The following is a 20,485-nucleotide window of genomic DNA, read 5'->3' as shown; positions in this document are numbered from 1 at the left end:
GGAAATGAGCAATCAGGCAACCAATACAGCGGCTGCAGCCGCACCCGCAAAGGCAAAGAAACCTTCAATCGTAGATACCTTCCTCAAGGGCTGCGCAAAGGGCTTCAAGGTCGGCATTGAAAATATCACCCCTGCGATGATCCTCGGCTATGTACTGGTGTACATTCTGAAGGAGACCGGTCTGATGGACATTCTCGGCACGGTCATGTCGCCGGTCATGGGACTGTTCGGTCTGCCGGGCGAGGCTTTCGCGGTTCTGATCTCGGCGTTCTTCGCCAAGGCCTCCGGCTGCGCGACCGCCGCTTCCATGTATGAGGCAGGCGCGCTGACGCTCGGTCAGGCGTCTATGATGCTCCCGGCATGTATCCTGATGGGTACGCTCATCGGACATTATGCGCGTATCGTGCTCGTAACCGACACCAACAAGAAGTGGCATCCGCTGCTCATCGCCGTCTGTCTGCTTGATGCGGCTATCAGCCTTGTCATCATGCGCGTCATTCTGGCGGCAATGGGCGTTCAGTAAAAGGAGGCCGAGCATATGCTTTCTAAGTTATCGCGTCGGCGCGGCCTTCAGCTCGAAGCGCTCGGCAGCGTGCTGATCTGCACGGTGATGCTGGCCGATCGGTTCCTTTTTACCTTGCAGGACGGCTTTGTCCTCACCACAGCCATCATTTCCGCCGTGCTGCTGACGATCGGCATCCGCGTGGTCAAGCGGCACGACGAGAAAAATCAGAACTGATCCTTCGGGCGTTCCTGATACCCCAACCGCCCGAATTCACACCTCTTTTGGAAAGGGCCTGCGCTGTCAGGCCTTTTCTGTTTCTCCCCCCATTTTGCACAGCAGCGATCTGGTCAGCTACACGATTTCAGACCGTCCGGTACTGAGACCATGCTGAACGAGGCATTTGCAAAAATAAAAAATCCCCGATTAAACCGCAAGGTCAGCAAGTTCGGCTGACCTTGGGTTAAACCGAGGATTTTTTTGATTCTGCTTATTTTTTCGCCTTGCTGCCGACCAGATAGCACACAGCGGCAACGATCATGCCATTGATGGATGCGATACCCCACGGAACCAGATTTGCCACCACAGCGCCCAGCAGAACGCCGATAACCGCAAACCAGTTCACCGTTTCGGTGATCTCCATGTCGTTGTACTTCTCTCGGTTCATAAAGAAGCTCATCACCAGAATAATGCCGACCGGCGGCAGTGTGCAGTTGAGGATATTCAGCCAGCCGCAGAAGTTCCAGTACAGCCAGACCGACAGCACCGTGCCGACAATACCGGATATCAGCACCATCGGCTTCTTTCTCTGGCCGAAGATGTTCGCCAGACCCAGACCGGCGGTGTACAGCGCGTTGTCGTTCGTAGTCCAGATGTTGAGACCGAGAACCAGAATCGCCAGATAAAACAGACCGAGGTTGATCATAACCTCAAAAATGTCATTGCCGCCGACGTAGACCGACGAAATACCGCCGAAGAAAAACATCAGCGAGTTGCCGATAAAGAACGCGATAACGGTCGTGATCGCACCAACCTTGCCGTTGCGGGCAAAGCGAGAGAAGTTCGGCGTTGCCGTGCCGCCGGAGACAAACGAGCCGATAACCAGACCGGCGCCGCCGACAACGGTCAGCGTACCGCTGGACTTGGCAAACTGATCAATCAGCGTGCCGTTGCCCTGTTTGACCGCCATCACCATGGCAACCGTACCCAGGATTGCAACCAGCGGAACCGCAATATAGCTGATGAGCGTCAGCGATTTGATGCCGAAATACGCCGAGGCCGTCATACACACACCCGCAATGATAACGAGCACCCATTCAGCCGCTGTGCTGCCGCCGAGCAGCTCATTTGCAACCGGAATGGCAAACATGGCGATACCGACGCCGAACCAGCCGATCTGCGTAAACGAGATCATCGCGCTCGGCAGGTACGAGCCTTTTGCACCGAAGGCTTTGCGTGCCAGCAGGTCAAGGCTCATGCCGGTTTCCGCGCCGACGTAGCCGAGCAGACCGGTGTACAGGCTCAGGATCAGGCCGCCGATGATCATAGAGATGATAAAGCCGCCGAAATCCAGTCCGTCTGCCAGCTCCTTGCCGACCCACATGCTGGCCGAGAAGAAGGTGAAGCCCAGCATGATCATGAACATGGTTACGATGCCGCGGCGCGCATAATGCGGCACGGCCGCTTCCGCAAAGTCGATATCGACCGGTGTGTTGTCATTTTTCATAGATTCTTATCCCCTTTTTGTGGCAATACCGCATAATTGAACAAGCGCGATTTGCGAGCAAATTTTGCATCCTGATTAGGCGCGGTTTTGCGGTAATACTTGCTGTATTACCGTGAAATCGTAACGACATCAGGGTACAAAATTTCCGCAAGGCACCGCAGCTTTCATTGTGTGGTGTTGCCTTATTTATTAAAGAATGTACTTTTTGAGCGTCGTGGTGAACTCGTCAATGCGCTGACGCGCGATCTCCTCCAGCGTTACGTCCTTCAGGCTCTCGACAAAACCGCGCTCCTGCTGATACAGCCAGCGCGTCAGCTTTGCGTCCAGCTTTTCATAGTGGCAGTCCTTCAGCCAGTCCTCATAGGAAATCGGCAGCGCATGACCCAGTTTTTCCTCCAGCAGCGCCTGCTTGTCGATCTTGTCGGCACGCGCGAGAATGCCGTTCCAGAATTCCAGCACCTCTTCAATGTGCTCGTGGATTTCGTAACGGCGTGCACCTCCATCGTAGATCGTGCACTTCTCAAACAGCGGATTCTGCATGGAAAGCGTCTGACGGCGGAACTCCGGCGCCACAATGCCGCCCTTCCAGTAAAAGTCGATGAGCGCACGGTTGATGCCGGAAACGCCCTTGTCGCCTTCCTCGTAGCAGCTGAAAACGCCCTCGTAGTACACAGTGATGAAGCCCTCAAAGTCCGGCCAGTAGGTGCGGATTTCTTTGGTCAGCTTTTCGAGAATCTCAATGCCCTGCGTACCGCCGATGGTAAACAGCAGGATGTTGCGCAGCTTGGCGCCCTGCTTGCGGTAATAGTCGGTGACATAGCGCAGGCACTGCACAAGCGTCTCGCCCGAGGCGATGATATCGCCGATCATCAGCGTGCTGTTGGGCACCATGGTCAGCTTGCAGTATTTGATATCGAGTGACATCTCATCATTCTCGCCAAACACGCGCTCACTGGACATAAAGCTGATGTCATGCACGCGAATATGCTCCTTGTAGCAGCTTTCCTCGAGCGGGTAGTTGAGTGCGCCGCGCAGAATGGACAGAATGTTCGCTGAAGTGATCTTTTTCTGCTCCTTGAGGTAGTACATCATCTGCGAGGTAGCTGTTACGAGTGACGCATACACCTCGTAGCCGACAACCTCCGGATGGTTCATCAGCTTGCGGGTCTCGGCCTCCGAGACGATGTAGTATTCATTGACAAAGCTGCCACCCGCCAGACGGTAGCAGTCTACACCCTGATCGCTGAATTCCGGTACGATATGGACGTCATTCCAATTTTCGATCATATCAGTTTCCTCCCTAAAAAAAGGGACCGACTGCCGTTTTTGCGGGCAGAAGGTCCTTAGTTTTCATCGTTTTCCTATTTGATTCAACGGAATGCCGCATGTTCTGTTTTTACACAGCATATCCGTCCATCCCCTCTTTTTCGACTTCATTTTACTGAATTTATTATACGGGAGAAACCATACCGTTGTCAACAGCTTTGCAAGCCTCAGGCCGGATTTCTTACTTATAATCCGCATTCAGAAACAGCGGCTTGATCGTAGAAATCTCGGCGTATTCCTCCTGCGAGACCTGCATATCCGCATTCATGGTCTGCAGATCGGCCTTGACGACCTCAAGCGCCTCCATGACGTTCAGCGCATGGCCTTCCGCGATGGCCTGCTGCATACGGCGCAGCACGATCGGGTGCGCGTACCGTGCGGGCAGCGGAAATGCCGGAAAACGGTCGATATAGTTCTGCATCTGTACCCGCGCCTGCTTATCCCCGCGCAGAACAGCCGCATTGTTGTTGCGCGCCGTCGGCAGCAGGCGCCATCCGCCAAACAGGAAAACTGCCGCCAGCAGACACAGCAGCAGGTATCCGCCGGAGAAACCGCGGCACACGAGCGACACCACGCCGTAAATCAGCGCCGCCGCCCCGAGCACCATGATCGCTGCAGCCGCCCAGCGGTATCCCGCGCTCCTGCTCTGGTAGTTGCGCCGCCGTTTGGCTGCACGACTGAGCCGCTTGTACAGCTCGGGCTTGCGCTCGAGGTACGTGATCGCATTCTCCAGCTCCTCAATCTCCCGCTCGGCGCGTATGCTGAGCGGCGGCCGTCGGCGTTCTTCCGCCCTCCGGCGCTCGTACTCGACCTCGAGTTCAGCCTCCTCTTCCTCGCTGACGCACGGAATCTCCGGATGCATCTTGTGCAGCACGCGCAGCAGCTCGTCAATCTGATCCTCGTATTTGAAACAGCACACCTGCTGCAGACCATTATCATACTCCACAAGCAGACAGGCTCTGCCTGCAAGCACACCCCGGACACCGCCGGTGCCTTCTTCTATAAACTTAAATGCCCGCGTAATGGCGGAAAACGGCACATAATAATGCCGGTCAATAAAATAACTGTTCAAATATAATGCCCGACGACCAACACCGCACGGACCGATCCGGCGGCAGTGCTGCTTATCGCGGACAAGCGAAGCGTCATCCAGCATGGTTCTGCTGAGCGGACGCGGTTTAAAAATCATGTCCATCACCTGTAAATATTGTAGCACAAAAGCGTGGATTCAGCCACCCGATCCCATAAGAAATCCTGCTGCGGCGGTTCTTTATGCAAAGCGACAAATTCTCTCTTTCAGACAAATCGTTTTTGGCATACTATCCAAAATCACAGTATTCCTATTGACAATTAGGATATTCAAGTCTATACTTTCAATCACCGAAACCCGATAGGATTTATATGAATTGAAAGGAGAACCTGTCATGAGCCGAATGTACTGTATGAATCGCTGCTGTATGTGTATGCACCGCTGCTCGTGTATGCGTTCCCTTGTGACCTGGCGAATGTGCGCATAACGCGCATAAACCATCCTGGCGGAAGGCATACGTCTTCTGCCTTTTTTTGTCGAAAGGAGCTCTCCCTTGTGAAGCATTTTTTTAAATCACTGCCAGTTCTCTCCATTCTGCTGGCGCTCGCCTGCGATATTCTGCTGCCGGATTCCGCGCAGCATCCTGCCGCAGAACATCCCTATTTTACATGGGCGCTGCTCATCGGACTGGCCGTGTATGTGATTGCCCTGCTGATATCGCTCGGCAACACCAAGGTGCGCGATAAGCTGTCGTACAGCGCACTGTTCTATGCAGGAGCGGTTCTGGTGCTGAACATTCTCAACCTGCTGACCGCCAAGTTTGCGATTCTGCCGGTGCTGTACTTTCCCTCGCTCGACCGCGTGTTCGGCGTTCTCGTCGAGGACAGTGCGTTCCTCGCGACCTGCCTTGCATACTCCGCACGCCTGCTGTTCTTCGGCTGGCTCGGCGGTGCAGTCGTCGGCATGCTGACCGGCATTGGCATCGGCTTCAACAAGACCTTCGCCTACTGGGTACAGCCGCTCGTCCGCGTACTCGGTCCGATCCCGTCCACCGCGTGGATCCCGCTCGTGCTCATCGCATTCCCGACTGCGATTTCCGCCAGTGCCTTCCTAATCGCGCTGGCTGTGTGGTTCCCGACTACCGTGCTCACCAGCAGCGGCATCGCTTCCATCCCCAACTCGTACTTTGAAGTCTCCTCGACGCTTGGCGCGGGCAGCTTCTACCGCATTGCCAAGGTCGGCATTCCGGCGGCTATGCCGCATATGTTCCTCGGCCTGTTCAACGGCACCTGCTCGTCGTTCATCACGCTGGTCACCGCCGAAATGCTCGGCGCCAAGTACGGCATCGGCTGGTACATCAACTGGCAGAAGGAAATGATGGCATATGCCAACGTATATGCCGGGCTGATCATCATTGCAGTCACCTTCTTCATTCTCATCACGCTGCTGTTCAAATTCCGCGACCGCGTGCTCGCATGGCAGAAAGGAGTTATCAAATGGTAGGAAGTATTTCGATTTCGGGTGTATCCAAGCATTTTGTCAATCCCACCGGAGAGCGTATTACCGCTCTCGACAATGTTTCGCTCGATATTCCCGCCGGTTCGTTCGTTTCGCTGATCGGACCGTCCGGCTGCGGCAAGTCCACGCTGCTGCGTTTGATCTCCGGTCTGATTCCGATGGACGACGGCAGCCTGACGCTGGACGGCACACCTATCAAGGCCCCCGGTGCAGACCGCGGCTTCATGTTTCAGGAGCACACGCTATTCCCGTGGCTGTCGATTTATGATAACATCGCGTTCGGCCTGCGCGCCCGCGGCATCTACAAGCAGGAAAAGGACCGCGTAGACGAATTTATCGAGATGGTCGGCCTCAAGGGCTTCGAGCATTCGTATCCGTACCAGCTTTCCGGCGGCATGTGCCAGCGCGCGTCTCTCGCAAGAGCACTCGTTGGCAAGCCCAAGGTGCTCCTGCTCGATGAGCCGCTCGGTGCACTCGATGCCTTCACCCGCATGAACATGCAGGACGAGATCCTGTGCATCTGGAAGGAAACCGGCATGACCGCCATCATGGTAACGCATGATGTGGATGAGGCCGTGTATCTTTCGGATAAGGTGGTCGTTATGACACCCCGACCGGGACGCATCACCGGCACGTTGGATATCCGGCTTGCCCGCCCGAGAGCACGCAGCTCGGAGGATTTTCTTCACTACCGTGCAGAGATCCTTCGTCAGCTCCATTACGGCGGCACAATCCAAGAACCCAACTACTACATTTAAGATCGCATTAAAGAACGCACGTTCATTATTATTACTTTTATTATATATTTTCCTTGAAAGGTCAGAAAACCATGAAAAAGAACGGTACTTTATTTCGAGTAGCAAGCGGACTTCTCGCAGCTGCACTGACACTCTCGCTTACCGCCTGCGGCGGCTCGAGCAGCAATTCGGACGCTTCCGCGGCAGCAGATTCCGGCGCAACCCACCTGCGTCTGATCTACTCTCCTTCTCTCTGTGCCGCACCGATGTACATCGCGATCGAGAACGGCTACTTTGAGGACGAAGGTCTGGACATTGAGCAGGTAACGGTTGACGCGGCACACGTTTCCGAGGCCATCGGCGCGGATCAGGTTGATGTCGGCATGGGCCTGATCGGCAAAATGCTCCAGCCGCTTGAGAACGGCCTGCCCATCAAGTTCACCACCGGCATCCACACCGGCTGCACCAAGCTGCTCGTGCCCGGCGACAGCGATATCAAGAGCATTGCCGACCTCAAGGGCAAGAAGATCGGCGTACCCGGTCTGGCTGACGCGGCAACCGTTGTCTCCAAGCGCTCGCTGAGCGCGGCAGGCATCGGCGTGACCGACCAGAACATGGAGGTTGAATTCTCGGTTTACTCCCGCAACGATCTGGCGCAGGCACTGCAGAACGGTGCCGTTGACGCGATCGCACTCGGTGATCCGGCGGCGTCCATCGCGGCAGAGCAGTACGGTCTGACCGCTCTCATCGACACCGCAACCGATCCCGAGTACAAGGACGAGTACTGCTGCGCAGCATTCGTCACCAGCAAGCTGGCGGAGGAAAATCCCAAGGCCGCAGCCGCCTTCACCCGTGCGGTGCAGAAGGCTTCCCAGTGGGTGCAGGACAATCCGGACGAAACGGCAAAGATCATCACGGAAAAGCAGTATATCTCCGGGGACGCGGATTTCTGCGCGGAGATCCTCAAGACCTACAACTACAAGCCTTCGGTTCAGGGCGGCTATGACGCACTTAAGCAGAACGCCGAGGAGCTGACCAAGATCGGCATTCTGAAGGAAGGCACGGATGCCAAGGCGTTCGCAGACAACGCCTATATCTTCTTCGATGATGTTCCGGATGCACCGGAGAGCGACGCTTCCACCGGCACGACCGCCTCTGCGCCGTCCGCTTCTGCTTCTTCTGCCAATTTCCAGCCGACAGAAGCAGCAGCCGAGGCTGAGGACGACTGCTGCAGCGGCAAAATCACCAAGCCCGCACAGGACACAAACGCAAAGGCATAACATTGTTTTTACAGGGAGGAAAGGATTATGTCGGAACTGAAATGCACACACAGCTGCTCGGACTGCAGCAGACTCGGCTGCCGTTCGGCCAGCGAGGAGCAGTACCCGCCGTTCTGCCTGACGACGAACGTAGATAAGGCACTGCTCGAGGAAACACTGGAAATCTACCGCAACGACCCGGAACAGGGTCTGATTGCCCGCACCTCCGCGTGCATTGAAGGCGAGTTTTACGGCCGCCTGACCCGTGTCGAGGAAACCATCGAGTTCATCAAGCGCATGGGTTATAAAAAGATCGGCATCGCGTCCTGCGTCGGTCTGATGCGAGAGACTTCCATCTTCGCCCGTATTCTCAAGGCAAAAGGCATCGAATATTTCACGGTCGGCTGCAAGGTCGGTGCACAGGACAAGACCGAGATCGGCGTGCCGAACGAGAAAAAGCTCAACGGCGGCTGCGGACACGAATCCATGTGCAACCCGATCATGCAGGCCAAGACGCTTGCCGCGCACGGCTGCGATTTCAACATCGTGATTGGTCTGTGCGTCGGACATGATACCCTGTTTCTGCGCCACAGCAAGGTTCCGACAACGGTTATGATCGTCAAGGACCGGGTACTGCAGCACAATCCGGTGGCGGCACTGTACGGCGCACAGTCCATGTATTCGCGGTTTAAGGATTTGGGATTGTAAATTCAGCAAACCGGCTGCAATCCGGCACCGTCCGAACTGCATCCCTGCGTTTCTACCCTTTGGACTTCATCATCATCTCTCTTTCGCCGTTTTGAATGATTGCAAAAACCCCCTGCCTTCTTTCTGAAGACAGGAGGATTTTTCAGCTTAACCTATAACATCGGGCAAAGCCAAGGCGGCTCATCTGGTTTTCTCTTTGCCGAGCGTTGAATACAGCACACCGAACACGATAAGCACCGCACCGGCAATAAAGCCGACTGTCATGTGCTCGTTCAGCAGCAGGACACCGAGCACCATCGAGGTGAGCGGCTGAATCGGGTAAAACAGAGAACAGGTGCTTGCCTCTGCACGGGAGAGACAGTAATTCCACAGCGAATGCGGAATGGTCGTGCAGAAAATCGCCACATAAAACAGCACAAGGATGTACTTCGCGTGCAGGAAGTCCATCTCCGGGTGAGTGATGATCTCGCGGAGCATCAGCGGCAGCGTGCCGATAGCGGCAACGTAAATACCGTAAGTCGTGACGGTCAGCGCATCATACTTCTGCGAGAACGAGCGCATGAACACGCTCAGCGCGCTCCACGTCAGCACCGAACCGAGCGAAAGCGCTATGCCGAGGATATGACCGCCGCCGGCGTCTCCCCCGACGATGCAGACCGCACCGGCAACCGCGCTGACAATGCAGACGACCTTCTTCATCGTCATGCGCTCATGCAGCAGCAGCACCGCAAAGAAGCAGATGGCGATCGGGTTCATGCAGTTGATGAGCGATGCCAGCGATGCTCCCGCCAGCTTGGTGCCGTACTGCTGCAGACCGATGGACAGCACATAGCCGCCCAGACCGAACATGATAACGTATTTCCAGTCGCCGCCCTTGATCCTGCGCGGCTTGCCGTTCGGGTCGGGCTTACGCAGGCGCTGCAGGATGGTCATGGCAATGGCTGCGATGATGTAGCGCAGGCACAGCAGCGTGAACGGCTGAATCACATCGAGCAGTACCTTGCTTGCCGTGTACAGGCTGCCCCAGAAAATCGTGGTCAGCGCAAGCAACAGGCAGGTTGTTTTATCGTTCTTTTGTTGTTGCACAGTTTGTCAACTCCCCTTTTGTGCATTCTGAGTTAATTGTAGCACTATTTCAGCGAGTTGAACATAGGACGATATAATTTTTTAGTGATTCTGCATTATGCTACTCCCACTACGTTCTCCGCACTTCACTCTGTATATACGATAAAAAAAGAGGACCCCAAGGTCCTCTTTCTCGCGCTTTAATAAACGTACTCGAACTCGAACTCTCCGATCACGACCGGAGCGCCCTCCTCGATGCCCATTTCCTCCAGCTTGGCGTAAATGCCTGCAGACTGGAGCATACGATCCATATACTGGCGGGATTCGTAGTCATCGATATTGACCGAGCCCATAATCTTGTCCACCCATGCACCGGTGACAACGTATGCGTCGCCGTCGCGCTCGATGGTCCAGTCGTTCTCGGTTGCGGCCTTCTCCTCGACCTCGACGAACTCCGGCTCGTAGATGAATACCGGCGGGAGCTGCTGCAGCTCGTGCCACGTCAGATTCATCAGCTCCTTGACGCCCTGGTTGGTCGCCGCGGACAGCTCCGCAAACAGGAAGCCGCGCTCCTCTGCGTACTTGCGGATCTTCTCAACCGGCTCGCGGTCATCGCCCAGCAGGTCGGTCTTGTTGGCAACAATGATCTGCGGACGCGCTGCCAGAAACTCGCTGTAGCCGGCAAGCTCGGCGTTGATCTTCTCAATGTCGTCGATCGGGTCACGGCCCTCGCTGCCTGCCGCGTCAACCAGATGCAGCAGCAGACGACAGCGGTCAATGTGCCGCAGGAAGTCGTGGCCCAGACCGGCACCCTCACTTGCGCCCTCGATAATACCCGGAATATCGGCCATGACGAAGTTCTGCTCCTCACCGACCGAAACCACGCCGAGGTTCGGCACCAGAGTCGTGAAGTGGTAGTTTGCAATCTTCGGACGCGCCGCAGAAACCATGCTCAGCAGCGTGGACTTGCCGACATTCGGGAAGCCGACCAGACCGACATCAGCCAGCAGCTTCAGCTCAAGGATAATGTCGCGCTCGACACCCGGCAGACCCGGCTTGGCAAAACGCGGCGCCTGACGCGTCGGCGTTGCAAAATGCGTGTTGCCCCAGCCGCCGTTGCCGCCCTTGGCTGCTACAAACGGCTCACTGTCGGACATATCCTTCATGACCTGACCGGTTTTCTGGTCGCGGATGATCGTGCCGCGCGGTACGCGAATGATCAGGTCCGCACCGTCCTTGCCCTTGCAGCGCTTACCGCCGCCCGGCTCACCGGGAGCCGCGACATACTTTTTCTTGTAACGGAAATCGAGCAGCGTGGACAGATTGTCATCTACCTTGAAGATGACCGAGCCGCCGCGGCCGCCGTCGCCGCCGTCCGGACCGCCGGCCGCCACATACTTTTCGCGGTGAAAACCAACCTTGCCGTCACCACCCTTGCCGGATACGATCTTGATTTTTGCAATATCAATAAACATGGTAGTCCTCCTTTCTTCTCAAAGGTGTAATATCTATCTAAAATCAACAAAATCCCAGACGAAGTCTGGGACAATAAAATACCAGTTTGCTTGCAAACTGCAACCACATGACAGGATTTCGTCCAGAAATCCGAGTCATCGGCCCGCCCGCAGGCGAATTGCGCCTCCGGCGCAATCATCCAATCGCGGCACTCCGTGCCGCAACAAAACGTCCAGCTTTGCCGGATGTTTTGTTACCCCGACCCAGCCGCATTGTGCGGCGCCGTTCGGGTATCAAATTTCGGTTTCGCAAGGAACCGGAATTTGAATATAGGGGGCTTTTGAAGCCCCCTATACGCAACGCTATAATTACTGCGGGTAAACGGAAACCTGCTTGCGGTCCTTACCCAGACGCTCGAAGCGAACAACGCCCTCAACCTTTGCGAACAGGGTGTCGTCCTTACCGCGGCCAACATTCACACCCGGGTGGATCTTGGTGCCGCGCTGGCGAACCAGGATGTTGCCTGCCGGTACGGTCTGACCGTCTGCACGCTTTACACCCAGTCGCTTGGACTCGGAATCACGACCGTTCTTGGTCGAACCAACGCCCTTTTTATGAGCGAAAAACTGTAAGCTAATCTTCAGCATCTGCTTGCACCTCCATTACGTTCAAGAAATCAGAATAGTTTTGTTCCAGTTCGGAAAAATGCAGCTTCAGAGCACAAAGTGCATCCTGTCCGCGTTCCACATCGCCTTTCGGCAGCGTAAAGCGGATATGCGCTCCGTCATCCTCGATGAGAGTATCGACCGGAATATGCTGTACATCATACAGCAGCGCATGCGTCAGCATAACCGCACTGGAGATCGCTGCGCAAACGATGTCTTCCCCTTCCTCCGCATAGCCTGCGTGGCCGAGAATATCCACCGCGAGGATTTTATCCTCCTGCAGCGAAAAAGTGACTTTGGTCACGGTCTTACGCCTTGATGGACGCGATGGTCACCTTGGTGTACGGCTGACGATGACCCTGACGACGGCGATAACCCTTCTTCGGCTTCATCTTGAAGATGTTGATCTTCTTGCCCTTGCCGGTCTTCTCAACCGTGCCGGTTACAACCGCGCCGGAAACGTACGGAGCGCCTACGGTGATGGAATCACCCTCGCCTACTACCAGAACCTCGTCAAAGGATACGGTAGCACCGTCCTCTACGCCGAGCTTCTCAACGTAGATTACGTCGCCCTCGGATACCTTGTACTGCTTGCCGCCAGTTTTCAGAATGGCATACATGTGTTTTCCCTCTCTTTCGTTGTAGAGTCACGCTTGGCACGGCGGTGCATCGTTTGATACACACTTACAAAAGCCTATGCACAATGCGGCTTTTAATAGCATAGCACAAGAGGCACGAACTGTCAAGTCCATGCCTCTGATTTTTTTAATTTTCCCGCAGATTATGCGTTTGCATCCGCAGATGCGGAAGAAGCGCTGCTGTCAGACGAATTGTCGGACGCACTGCTGTCGCTCGAACTGTCAGAGCTGCTATCCGAGCTGCTGCTATCGCTCGAATTGCTGCCGGAAGCCGTGGTATTGCTGCTGTTATTGAAGAACGAAGCAACAAAGTCATAGAAGCCGGACGGAATCGTGCTCGTCGAGCCGGTTGCGCTGCGGTCGGTGCTGACAAAGCCGGTGTCACCCTCTGCAAGACCGATCACGCGGTCGGTGAACAGCACATAGTACTGGCAGATCGGTGCATCGCCGGTGGAGGCGGCATAGCCGGAAGCGTCATCGCGGTACTCGCCCAGCTTGTCCTGCAGATAGCCCTTCGGAACGCTGATGTAGCGAAGCTGCGAGCCGGTGCTCTGTACTACATAAACGCCGTCGTTCAGCATCGGGATCAGATCCACGATGCTGTTGGTCTCTGCGGTCTTAGCCGCAGGAAGCGTTGCGGTGATGCTGCTCTGCAGGGTCTGATTCTCCTGCGTCAGCGCACCAATCTGTGCGGACAGATTGTCCTTATCCTTATTCAGTGTTTCGATCTGCGAGTTCAGGTCCGCAATTTTACTGCCGCGGGACTTGAACAGTCCGCCGAAGATGATCGTCAGCAAAAGCAGTACCAACACGGCAATGCAGAGCACCATGCGGTAGTTCAGCTTGACCGATGCTCTGCGCATCGGCTTGCCTTTGCCCATACGCATGCCGGAACGCACCGGACGTGCCGACTGACGTCTGCCCGTGCGTGCGGGACGCTCACTGCGGTCGCGGCTGCTCGAGCGCTCACTGCGGTCCGAACCACTTTCGAACCGGCTGAAGTCCGGCTCAAAGCGGTCGAATCTGTCGAAGCGGTCGTTCTGATCGTTCTGATCCATCATTAATTCTCCTGCCTTTCAGCTGCGCTTACTTGGACGGATTTTCGATGACCTGAACCTCACCGTTGGAGTGGCCGACGATCATACGCTTGCACATGTTGAGGAACAGACCATGCTCCAGCACGCCGAGCATGCCGGTCAGCTTGGAGTAAACGTCCTGAATGTCAAAGCCTGCGCCGAGGTGCAGATCCGCAATGAAGTTGCCGTTATCGGTAACAAAGGTTTTGCCGTCGCGTACACGCAGAACCGGATTCCAGCCGTAAGCTGCCATGCGCTCCATCGCCTGCTTGGAGCCGTACTGTGCGATCTCAACCGGCAGATGGAAAGCACCGATCTTGTCGACCAGCTTGGACTCGTCCATGATCCAGATAACTTCCTTCGCCATGGATGCAACGACCTTCTCGCGGTACAGCGCACCGCCGCCGCCCTTGATGGCGTTGAACTGCGGGTCGATCTCATCTACGCCGTCGATTGCCAGATCAACGTGATCCAGCTCGTCGATGGTCAGCAGCGGGATACCCAGCTCGCGCGCCTGCGCCTCGGTAGCCTTGGAGGTCGGGATCGCCTGAATCTTCAGGCCGTTCTTTACCATCTCGCCTACTGCATTTACCATGTGGTACGCAGTGGAACCGGTGCCCAGACCAACAACCATGCCGTCCTTTACATACTCTGCCGCCTTATCGCCGGCAAGCTTCTTCATATCCATTATATTCGTCCTCCCCTGACGTGATAAACCGTATGTTGCGGTTAACTCATTAGCTTTATTATAGAATGAATCCGGACAAAGGTCAATCTTTTCTAATTTACAAAATAAAAACAATCCCGCCGAAATCTGGTGGGATTGCAAAAGCAGTCGATTTCTGTTATACTTGTCGTTAAGAAAGGTGCTGCCGCGCCTGCGGTAGGCGGTTAAGTCTTGCCCCTGTAAGGGGGGTGGTTTTATGGAATATCTCGTAATTCTTGTAGTGATACTTGTACTTATTGAGCGTATTTTAGGACCAAAGAAGAAATAACCGCCTCTCACTCCCAATGATTGCGGTTATTTCTTCCGTTTTCTTTAGGGGCTGACCGTCTACCGGCAGCACCTTTCGTTATCTTTAGTATACCCGCCCGCACCCGGATTGTCAACCCGGATACGGGCGGTTTTTGTTTACTGAATGCCGTTCTGCAGCTTTGCCGCCTTGAGCGTATTCTTCATCAGCATGGTGATGGTCATCGGACCGGCACCGCCCGGAACCGGCGTCATGTAAGAGGCCTTTTCCATAACCTCCGGTGCCACATCGCCGCAAACCTTGCCCTCAGCGTTGCGGTTGATGCCAACGTCAATCACCACTGCGCCCTCCTTGACCATATCCGGCGTAATAAAGCCTGCCTTGCCAACAGCGGCTACCAGAATATCCGCACGGCGGCACACCTCTGCAAGATCCTGCGTGCGGCTGTGGCAAATGGTAACCGTGCCGTGACGGTGCAGCAGCAGCATGCTCATCGGCTTGCCGACGATATTCGAGCGGCCAACTACAACGCACTCCTTGCCCTTCGGGTCAATCTTGTACTCGTCGAGCAGCTCCATGACACCCGCGGGCGTGCACGGCACGAAATCAAAATTGCCAACCATGATCTTGCCGACATTGACCGGATGGAACGCGTCCACGTCCTTCTTCGGATCGATGGCGTCGATGACCGCCTGCTCGGAAATATGCTTCGGCACCGGCATCTGGCACAGGATGCCCGAAATTGCCGGACTTTCGTTGAGCTGCGCGATCAGACCAAGCAGCTCCTCCTGTGTGGTCTCCTCGGGAAGCGCGTACTTCTCGCTGTAAAAGCCGCACTGCTCACACGCGCGCTCCTTATTGCGGACGTAAATCTCGCTCGCCGAATCGTTGCCGACGATAATAACCGCCAGACCCGGCGTTACACCCTGCTTTTTCAGCGCCTCGGTCTCTGCCAGAATGCTGCCGCGCACCTTCGCGGACAGTGCCTTGCCGTCCATTCTTACTGCACTCATATTGTCGTTCTCCTTTATCGTGAAATGTTATTCGCCTTTTTTCTCGTCCGCCTTGTCCTGCTCCGGCGCATAGAACGCCTTCTCGACCTTGATGCGGTTATATTGCCGTACCAGCACAATAATCGCCGCAATGCAGCTTATGCCGGCCAGCAGCTGCGATACGCGCACCGGGCCGAGATACAGGCTGTCCGTCCGCAGGCCCTCGATCCACGCACGGCCCAGACCGTACCACGCTACATACAGCAGCGCCATTTCGCCCCCAAACTTGCGCTTCTTCGAGTAGAAATGCAGTGCAATAAAGCCCACCAGATTCCACAGCGACTCATACAGGAAGGTCGGATGCACCGGAGAGGCACCGTCAATGCTCATGCCCCACGGCAGAGAGGTTGCACCGCCATGTGCCTCACCGTTGACAAAGTTGCCCCATCTTCCGATGCACTGACCAATCAGCAGACCGAACGCCGCCAGATCGCACAGGCTGGCAAACGACAGTTTCTTCATTCTGCTGTACACCGCCAGTGCAATCACAACACCGATGACCGCACCGTAAATTGCGATGCCGCCCTTCCAGATGGCGATGATCTCATTCGGATGCTGGCTGTAATAGCCCCATTCAAACGCCACATAGTAAATGCGGGCGCTGATGATGCCGACCGGCACACAGATGATCAGGCAGTCCATCAGATTGTCCGACGTAACGCCGAACTCCTGCGTCCGCCGATTGACATACAGCGCCGCCAGCACAAAGCCCAGACAGATAATAATGCCATACCAGTAAATATCCTTGCCGAACAGATTGACAGCGACACGGTTGATGTCAAGGTTCAGGCCGAGCGCCGGAAATGAAATTGTGTGTTCCATGATCTTTCTTCTTTCTATCGTTACTTCGGCTCTACCACCGACATGGTCGAGCGGTTCGGCTGTGCCCAGCGGCGGAACATTTCCTGCACATCCTCCGCATGAATGGTGTCAAACAGCCCGGCAAAATCCAGATAATGCTCGCCCGCAAAAACAGAAGTGATCTCCTGCCGTGCATACAGATCGGGCACATCCAGCATACGCAGGCGCATGCCGTACAGCGCGTTCTTCATGCGGCGGAACAGCTTCGGCTCGATGCCCTCCTGCGCCAGCCGTGCAGTCTCCCGCTCGAGCGCTTCGCGCACAGCCGCAGGATCTCGGCTCTCGCCGCCGAGGATCGCGCATGCGCCATCCGGAATGAGCGAGTAATCCACATCAAAATCGCGTCCGAGCAGCCGCTTTTCGTACAGCTTTGCATACAGCGGAGAGGTATCGCCGCACAGAATACGCACCGCCAGATCACCGATCAGACTGCGGCGCAGACGGCTTTCTCCGGCCGGAACCGGCTCATCCTTAAAGCCGACCATACACTGCGGCAGCGACACCTGCATTTTGCGCGTCACAACCGGCTGATGGACTTCCGCGCGGCGCTCGCCGTAATGACGCTGACCGATCTCCGGTGCGTCCTGCGGTGAAATCTCCTCTGCCATGCGGCATACCTGCTCAAAGTCCGCTGTGCCGCACACCACGAGCGCCATGTTCTTCGGACTGTAAAACGCACGGTGACAGGTGTACAGCAGCTCCGGTGTAATATGCGAAATGCTCTCCTCGCTGCCCGGAATGGACACACGCACCGGATGATTACGATACAGACCCTCATACGCGCCGACAAACACCTCCCAATTGGGTGTGTCCTCTACCATGCGGATCTCCTGATTGATAATGCCGCGTTCCTTCTCCACGTTTTCATCCGTGAAGTACGGCGTGAACACGAATTTAAGCAGAATCTCCAGATTCTCCTCAAACCGGTCGGTACAGGAAAAGTGATACGCCGTCATGGTGTGGCTTGTGAAGGCGTTCGGACTTGCACCGGTGCGGGCGAATTTCTGCAGTGCGTTGCCGTCCTCATCCTCGAACATCTTGTGCTCAAGGAAGTGCGCCACGCCTGCCGGTGTATCATACCGCTTGCCCTCAAAGGTGAACGATGCGTCCACCGAACCGAAATCGGTCGCCAGAATGGCGAAGGTTTTGCTGAAACCCTTCTTGGGCAGATAGCAGATGCGCAGACCGTTTGCCAGCGTGCGGGTCTGCATACTCTCGTGCAGAGCGGAATAATTCTTTGTCATTTTGCCGCTCCCTTCATAAAGAATACCGTGTCAAGCGCTGTGCTCTGTGCCGCGGCAATGACCTGCTCGCGCGTGATGTCGGCCACCTGCTCGATGCGCTCCTCGGGCGATACGAGCGTGCCTGCAGCCGCCTGTCCCATCCAGTAGCGCTCGAGTGTAAGCGGGTCGTCGAGCATGGTGCGCCAGCCGTTGACCAGCGTTTTGCGTGCGCTTTCGAGTTCTGCGTCCGTAATTTCGCCCTTGCGGCACAAATCCAGCTGGTGCAGGATTTCATCGCGTGCGACCTCGAAATTTCTGTTCTCAATGCCGGAGCCCACGATCATCAGTCCCTTAGATGCCACAAACTGTGCGCTTGCGTAGTAGCACAGCGACTTTTTCTCGCGTACGTTGAGAAACAGCTTCGCGCTTGTCGAGCCGCCGTAGATGGTCTGGAACACCCAGTACGCCGCCGGTTCTCCGCCGGTCAGTGATGCACCGCCGGTACGGAAGCCGAGCGACAGCTTGCCCTGGGTTACCTCGGCATCCTCAACGACCTCACGAACGTCACCAACAGGTCGCGCCTGCACGACCGTGTGCGGCTGATACAGCGTGCCCTCGCGCGGCTGGGCCAGCGGCGTTGCCATGAAGCGCGCTTCCACCTCGTCCGGCATCATCGTACCGCAGTAGAACAGCTCCACCTGCGCCTCACTCAGCGCGCGGCGATAGGCCGCATACAGCGTTTCCGATGTAATGCGCTCTGCCTGCTCGATCGTACCGAGCGCGGACTTGCCGTAGTCCTCGTTTTCGCACATGATCTCATTCAGTCGGCGCGGCGCCCACGAACGCGGATCGTTTTTGAGTGCAGCAATGCGGTCGATCAGATTGCCGCGTTCGCCCTCTGCATAAGCGGCGCAGAACAGGCCGTCCTGCAGATACGGGTTGTACAGCAGATCGCACAGCAGACCGATCACACCGGCGGTCAGACCGTCGGCTCCCGGTGCATAAGCCTCATCAATACAGTCGGACAGAAAGCCGATGCACAGGTTTTCGCCCTCCTTGCGCACTGCGGCTTCAATACGGGCGCCGTACAGCTCATCGAGCGCGGTGCCGAACGCCTGCATATCGTTCAGCCTGGCCGTGCCGCGGCGCAAAACCTGCGGCAGACACGCGCGCAGCGCGGCATCCTCGCCGCCGAGCGGCAGCACCAGCATCGCACGCAGCACTGCCCGCTTAAACTTCGGTGTGGTCACGCAGGTGAGATTGATTCCCGCACCCAGCGTTTTTCGGGTCACTCGTTGCATAATTTCCCTCGATTCCGGAAAAGTTTGTCTAACGGGTTATATTATACCGTATATGTGGGAGTAACGCAAACGTAGTTTATGTGAAGTTGCGGCGGTTTAACCGCAACGCAGGCTATTCCGGCACCGACCCGCTAGGATGCACGAACCGCGCAGGCTGTTCGCCCTATCCGGGCAGCATTTCTCAGCACCGGCTGCGCGGGGTACTCGAACTGCGCAAGCGTGTTCGTCCCTTTCCGGGCGGAGAGTTTTCCGCTGAACCTCAGCGGGGGATTCGCCGTCTGCGGACGGCGGGAACGTGCCGCGCCCCGCGGCGGGGGGCAAAAAGGAAGGACAACCTACGGTTTTCCTTCCTCTTTGAACTCCTACCTTTCCCTTGCTTCCTAATCTGGCGCAGATTTCCTATATGTGACCGCTTCGAAAAGGGGAACGGCAGTCGGGTTACCGCAGCGTGTCTTTCGTGAAATATTCGCAGTTCACAGACAGCGTACTGCTACACATGCGGGTTAATCAACGCAGAGTGCGGCATAACCGTGCCGCACAATTCGTCAGCACGTTATGATAGACAGCACCTACGAGGATAAATTGTACCGAACAACAAAATCCGCAGGTGCCTTCCGGTATAACGCGTTAAAGAGTTGCGCGGCACGGTCATGCCGCGCCTGCGTAGACTAAACCGCCTGTGTAGCAGTACACTGTCTGTGAACTGCGAATATTTCACGAAAGACACGCTGCGGTAACCCGACTGCCGTTCCCCTGTTTCGCAGCGGTCACATGTCGGCAATCTGCGCCAGACCCTCCCAAAAGGAAGTGGGAGTTAAGAGGGTAGAAACCTTGGTGTCTACCCTCTTGCCCTGCCGCGGGGCGCGGCGAATCCCCGCGCTCCGCAGAGCGCAACTCCTCGCTTGATTTCAAGCGGAAAAGGTGCCGCCCAGAAAGGGCGAACCCGCCTGCGGCAGTTCGAGTACCCCGCTAAGCCGGTGCTGAAAAAACTGCCGCCCGGACAGAACGTAGCGCTGCGCGCCTCGTATGCCCCGGAAAGCCGGCGGTTTCTAAAGACAAAAAGAAAAACCACTCACTTTCGTGAGTGGTTTTCGTGGTGGAAGTTAACGGGCTCGAACCGCTGACCCTCTGCTTGTAAGGCAGATGCTCTCCCAGCTGAGCTAAACTTCCAAGTGGTGACCCGTGGGGGAATCGAACCCCCGTTACCGCCGTGAAAGGGCGGTGTCTTGACCGCTTGACCAACGGGCCAAGGGAAAATGGTAGCGGTAATTGGACTTGAACCAATGACCTTCCGGGTATGAACCGGACGCTCTAGCCAACTAAGCTATACCGCCATATCCTTTTCCGTTGTTATCGCCCGCTCGCTGAC

Annotated in this window: 20 protein-coding genes and 3 tRNA genes; 6 read left to right on the top strand and 17 right to left on the bottom strand. The window is 56.0% G+C overall.

Translation table 11 applies throughout. The features are described from left to right. Window positions 1-4: 4 nt before the first annotated feature. The gene (locus tag DW806_RS08460; RefSeq protein WP_118361021.1) at window positions 5-523 is read left to right on the top strand and encodes a nucleoside recognition domain-containing protein; all 519 of its coding nucleotides are present in this window, start codon (window positions 5-7) and stop codon (window positions 521-523) included. Window positions 524-538: 15 nt separating this feature from the next. Further along, window positions 539-739 carry a hypothetical protein gene (locus DW806_RS08455; RefSeq protein ID WP_118361023.1) on the top strand — a complete coding sequence of 67 codons (201 nt, stop codon included), beginning with the start codon at window positions 539-541 and terminating at the stop codon, window positions 737-739. Window positions 740-992: 253 nt separating this feature from the next. Here the strand turns inward: DW806_RS08455 and codB are convergent, their stop codons facing one another. The 3 genes from codB to DW806_RS08440 form a co-directional block, all read right to left on the bottom strand. Beyond that, on the bottom strand, window positions 993-2,228 hold the full coding sequence (codB, locus tag DW806_RS08450; protein WP_118729668.1) for a cytosine permease: 1,236 nt from the start codon (window positions 2,226-2,228) through the stop codon (window positions 993-995). A gap of 189 nt (window positions 2,229-2,417) precedes the next feature. Beyond that, window positions 2,418-3,515, bottom strand: coding sequence for a hypothetical protein (locus tag DW806_RS08445; protein ID WP_243022690.1), 1,098 nt, complete (start codon window positions 3,513-3,515; stop codon window positions 2,418-2,420). A 220-nt stretch (window positions 3,516-3,735) separates the two neighbouring features. Beyond that, window positions 3,736-4,743, bottom strand: coding sequence for an ATPase P (locus DW806_RS08440; RefSeq protein WP_118729667.1), 1,008 nt, complete (start codon window positions 4,741-4,743; stop codon window positions 3,736-3,738). 396 nt (window positions 4,744-5,139) lie between these two features. Between DW806_RS08440 and DW806_RS08435 the strand changes: the two genes are divergently transcribed. The 4 genes from DW806_RS08435 (at window position 5,140) to DW806_RS08420 (ending at window position 8,806) form a co-directional block, all read left to right on the top strand. Next, window positions 5,140-6,087, top strand: coding sequence for an ABC transporter permease (locus DW806_RS08435; protein WP_118729666.1), 948 nt, complete (start codon window positions 5,140-5,142; stop codon window positions 6,085-6,087). Continuing rightward, the gene (locus tag DW806_RS08430; RefSeq protein WP_118729665.1) at window positions 6,081-6,860 is read left to right on the top strand and encodes an ABC transporter ATP-binding protein; all 780 of its coding nucleotides are present in this window, start codon (window positions 6,081-6,083) and stop codon (window positions 6,858-6,860) included. Before DW806_RS08435 ends, DW806_RS08430 begins: the two co-directional genes overlap by 7 nt. A gap of 71 nt (window positions 6,861-6,931) precedes the next feature. Further along, on the top strand, window positions 6,932-8,119 hold the full coding sequence (locus DW806_RS08425; RefSeq protein ID WP_117489777.1) for an ABC transporter substrate-binding protein: 1,188 nt from the start codon (window positions 6,932-6,934) through the stop codon (window positions 8,117-8,119). 27 nt (window positions 8,120-8,146) lie between these two features. Next, window positions 8,147-8,806, top strand: coding sequence for a DUF1847 domain-containing protein (locus DW806_RS08420; protein WP_116705304.1), 660 nt, complete (start codon window positions 8,147-8,149; stop codon window positions 8,804-8,806). A 180-nt stretch (window positions 8,807-8,986) separates the two neighbouring features. Here the strand turns inward: DW806_RS08420 and DW806_RS08415 are convergent, their stop codons facing one another. The 14 genes from DW806_RS08415 to DW806_RS08350 all read right to left on the bottom strand — a co-directional run bounded on the left by DW806_RS08415 (window position 8,987) and on the right by DW806_RS08350 (window position 20,450). After that, window positions 8,987-9,892 carry a DMT family transporter gene (locus tag DW806_RS08415; RefSeq protein ID WP_118361037.1) on the bottom strand — a complete coding sequence of 302 codons (906 nt, stop codon included), beginning with the start codon at window positions 9,890-9,892 and terminating at the stop codon, window positions 8,987-8,989. 179 nt (window positions 9,893-10,071) lie between these two features. Further along, window positions 10,072-11,346, bottom strand: a complete 1,275-nt coding sequence (obgE, locus tag DW806_RS08410) for a GTPase ObgE (RefSeq protein WP_110436007.1) — start codon at window positions 11,344-11,346, stop codon at window positions 10,072-10,074. A 348-nt stretch (window positions 11,347-11,694) separates the two neighbouring features. Beyond that, entirely contained in the window at window positions 11,695-11,973 is a 279-nt protein-coding gene (gene rpmA / locus DW806_RS08405; RefSeq protein WP_110436006.1) for a 50S ribosomal protein L27, read from the bottom strand. Next, complete coding sequence (locus DW806_RS08400; RefSeq protein ID WP_110436005.1) at window positions 11,960-12,295, bottom strand: ribosomal-processing cysteine protease Prp; 336 nt, start codon at window positions 12,293-12,295, stop codon at window positions 11,960-11,962. Before DW806_RS08400 ends, rpmA begins: the two co-directional genes overlap by 14 nt. Before the next feature lie 4 nt (window positions 12,296-12,299). Beyond that, complete coding sequence (gene rplU / locus DW806_RS08395; RefSeq protein WP_117489775.1) at window positions 12,300-12,611, bottom strand: 50S ribosomal protein L21; 312 nt, start codon at window positions 12,609-12,611, stop codon at window positions 12,300-12,302. Window positions 12,612-12,772: 161 nt separating this feature from the next. Beyond that, window positions 12,773-13,687, bottom strand: a complete 915-nt coding sequence (locus tag DW806_RS08390; protein WP_117489773.1) for a hypothetical protein — start codon at window positions 13,685-13,687, stop codon at window positions 12,773-12,775. Window positions 13,688-13,715: 28 nt separating this feature from the next. Beyond that, window positions 13,716-14,393 carry a ribose-5-phosphate isomerase RpiA gene (gene rpiA, locus DW806_RS08385; RefSeq protein ID WP_110436003.1) on the bottom strand — a complete coding sequence of 226 codons (678 nt, stop codon included), beginning with the start codon at window positions 14,391-14,393 and terminating at the stop codon, window positions 13,716-13,718. A 444-nt stretch (window positions 14,394-14,837) separates the two neighbouring features. Next, window positions 14,838-15,692, bottom strand: a complete 855-nt coding sequence (folD, locus tag DW806_RS08380) for a bifunctional methylenetetrahydrofolate dehydrogenase/methenyltetrahydrofolate cyclohydrolase FolD (protein ID WP_118729664.1) — start codon at window positions 15,690-15,692, stop codon at window positions 14,838-14,840. Between the two features lie 27 nt (window positions 15,693-15,719). Beyond that, window positions 15,720-16,553, bottom strand: a complete 834-nt coding sequence (gene lgt, locus DW806_RS08375; protein ID WP_118729663.1) for a prolipoprotein diacylglyceryl transferase — start codon at window positions 16,551-16,553, stop codon at window positions 15,720-15,722. 20 nt (window positions 16,554-16,573) lie between these two features. Further along, window positions 16,574-17,836, bottom strand: a complete 1,263-nt coding sequence (yfmH, locus tag DW806_RS08370; protein ID WP_118729662.1) for an EF-P 5-aminopentanol modification-associated protein YfmH — start codon at window positions 17,834-17,836, stop codon at window positions 16,574-16,576. Continuing rightward, the gene (gene yfmF / locus DW806_RS08365; protein WP_118729661.1) at window positions 17,833-19,116 is read right to left on the bottom strand and encodes an EF-P 5-aminopentanol modification-associated protein YfmF; all 1,284 of its coding nucleotides are present in this window, start codon (window positions 19,114-19,116) and stop codon (window positions 17,833-17,835) included. Before yfmF ends, yfmH begins: the two co-directional genes overlap by 4 nt. Window positions 19,117-20,210: 1,094 nt before the next feature. Further along, window positions 20,211-20,286, bottom strand: a tRNA-Val gene (locus DW806_RS08360). Between the two features lie 3 nt (window positions 20,287-20,289). Continuing rightward, window positions 20,290-20,364, bottom strand: a tRNA-Glu gene (locus DW806_RS08355). A 9-nt stretch (window positions 20,365-20,373) separates the two neighbouring features. Next, window positions 20,374-20,450 (bottom strand) — tRNA-Met (locus DW806_RS08350). Window positions 20,451-20,485 lie beyond the last annotated feature (35 nt).

The organism is Butyricicoccus sp. AM32-19 (assembly GCF_003480365.1).
Lineage (GTDB): Bacteria > Bacillota > Clostridia > Oscillospirales > Butyricicoccaceae > Agathobaculum > Agathobaculum butyriciproducens.
This window is presented reverse-complemented; position numbering and strand designations above follow the sequence as displayed.

Coding starts and splice junctions, on each gene's coding strand:
- DW806_RS08460 (WP_118361021.1), top strand. CDS start 5: ATGAGCAATCAGGCAACCAATACAGCGGCTGCAGCCGCACCCGCAAAG.
- DW806_RS08455 (WP_118361023.1), top strand. CDS start 539: ATGCTTTCTAAGTTATCGCGTCGGCGCGGCCTTCAGCTCGAAGCGCTC.
- codB (WP_118729668.1), bottom strand. CDS start 2,228: ATGAAAAATGACAACACACCGGTCGATATCGACTTTGCGGAAGCGGCC.
- DW806_RS08445 (WP_243022690.1), bottom strand. CDS start 3,515: ATGATCGAAAATTGGAATGACGTCCATATCGTACCGGAATTCAGCGAT.
- DW806_RS08440 (WP_118729667.1), bottom strand. CDS start 4,743: ATGATTTTTAAACCGCGTCCGCTCAGCAGAACCATGCTGGATGACGCT.
- DW806_RS08430 (WP_118729665.1), top strand. CDS start 6,081: ATGGTAGGAAGTATTTCGATTTCGGGTGTATCCAAGCATTTTGTCAAT.
- DW806_RS08425 (WP_117489777.1), top strand. CDS start 6,932: ATGAAAAAGAACGGTACTTTATTTCGAGTAGCAAGCGGACTTCTCGCA.
- DW806_RS08420 (WP_116705304.1), top strand. CDS start 8,147: ATGTCGGAACTGAAATGCACACACAGCTGCTCGGACTGCAGCAGACTC.
- obgE (WP_110436007.1), bottom strand. CDS start 11,346: ATGTTTATTGATATTGCAAAAATCAAGATCGTATCCGGCAAGGGTGGT.
- rpmA (WP_110436006.1), bottom strand. CDS start 11,973: ATGCTGAAGATTAGCTTACAGTTTTTCGCTCATAAAAAGGGCGTTGGT.
- rplU (WP_117489775.1), bottom strand. CDS start 12,611: ATGTATGCCATTCTGAAAACTGGCGGCAAGCAGTACAAGGTATCCGAG.
- DW806_RS08390 (WP_117489773.1), bottom strand. CDS start 13,687: ATGGATCAGAACGATCAGAACGACCGCTTCGACAGATTCGACCGCTTT.
- rpiA (WP_110436003.1), bottom strand. CDS start 14,393: ATGGATATGAAGAAGCTTGCCGGCGATAAGGCGGCAGAGTATGTAAAG.
- folD (WP_118729664.1), bottom strand. CDS start 15,692: ATGAGTGCAGTAAGAATGGACGGCAAGGCACTGTCCGCGAAGGTGCGC.
- lgt (WP_118729663.1), bottom strand. CDS start 16,553: ATGGAACACACAATTTCATTTCCGGCGCTCGGCCTGAACCTTGACATC.
- yfmH (WP_118729662.1), bottom strand. CDS start 17,836: ATGACAAAGAATTATTCCGCTCTGCACGAGAGTATGCAGACCCGCACG.
- yfmF (WP_118729661.1), bottom strand. CDS start 19,116: ATGCAACGAGTGACCCGAAAAACGCTGGGTGCGGGAATCAATCTCACC.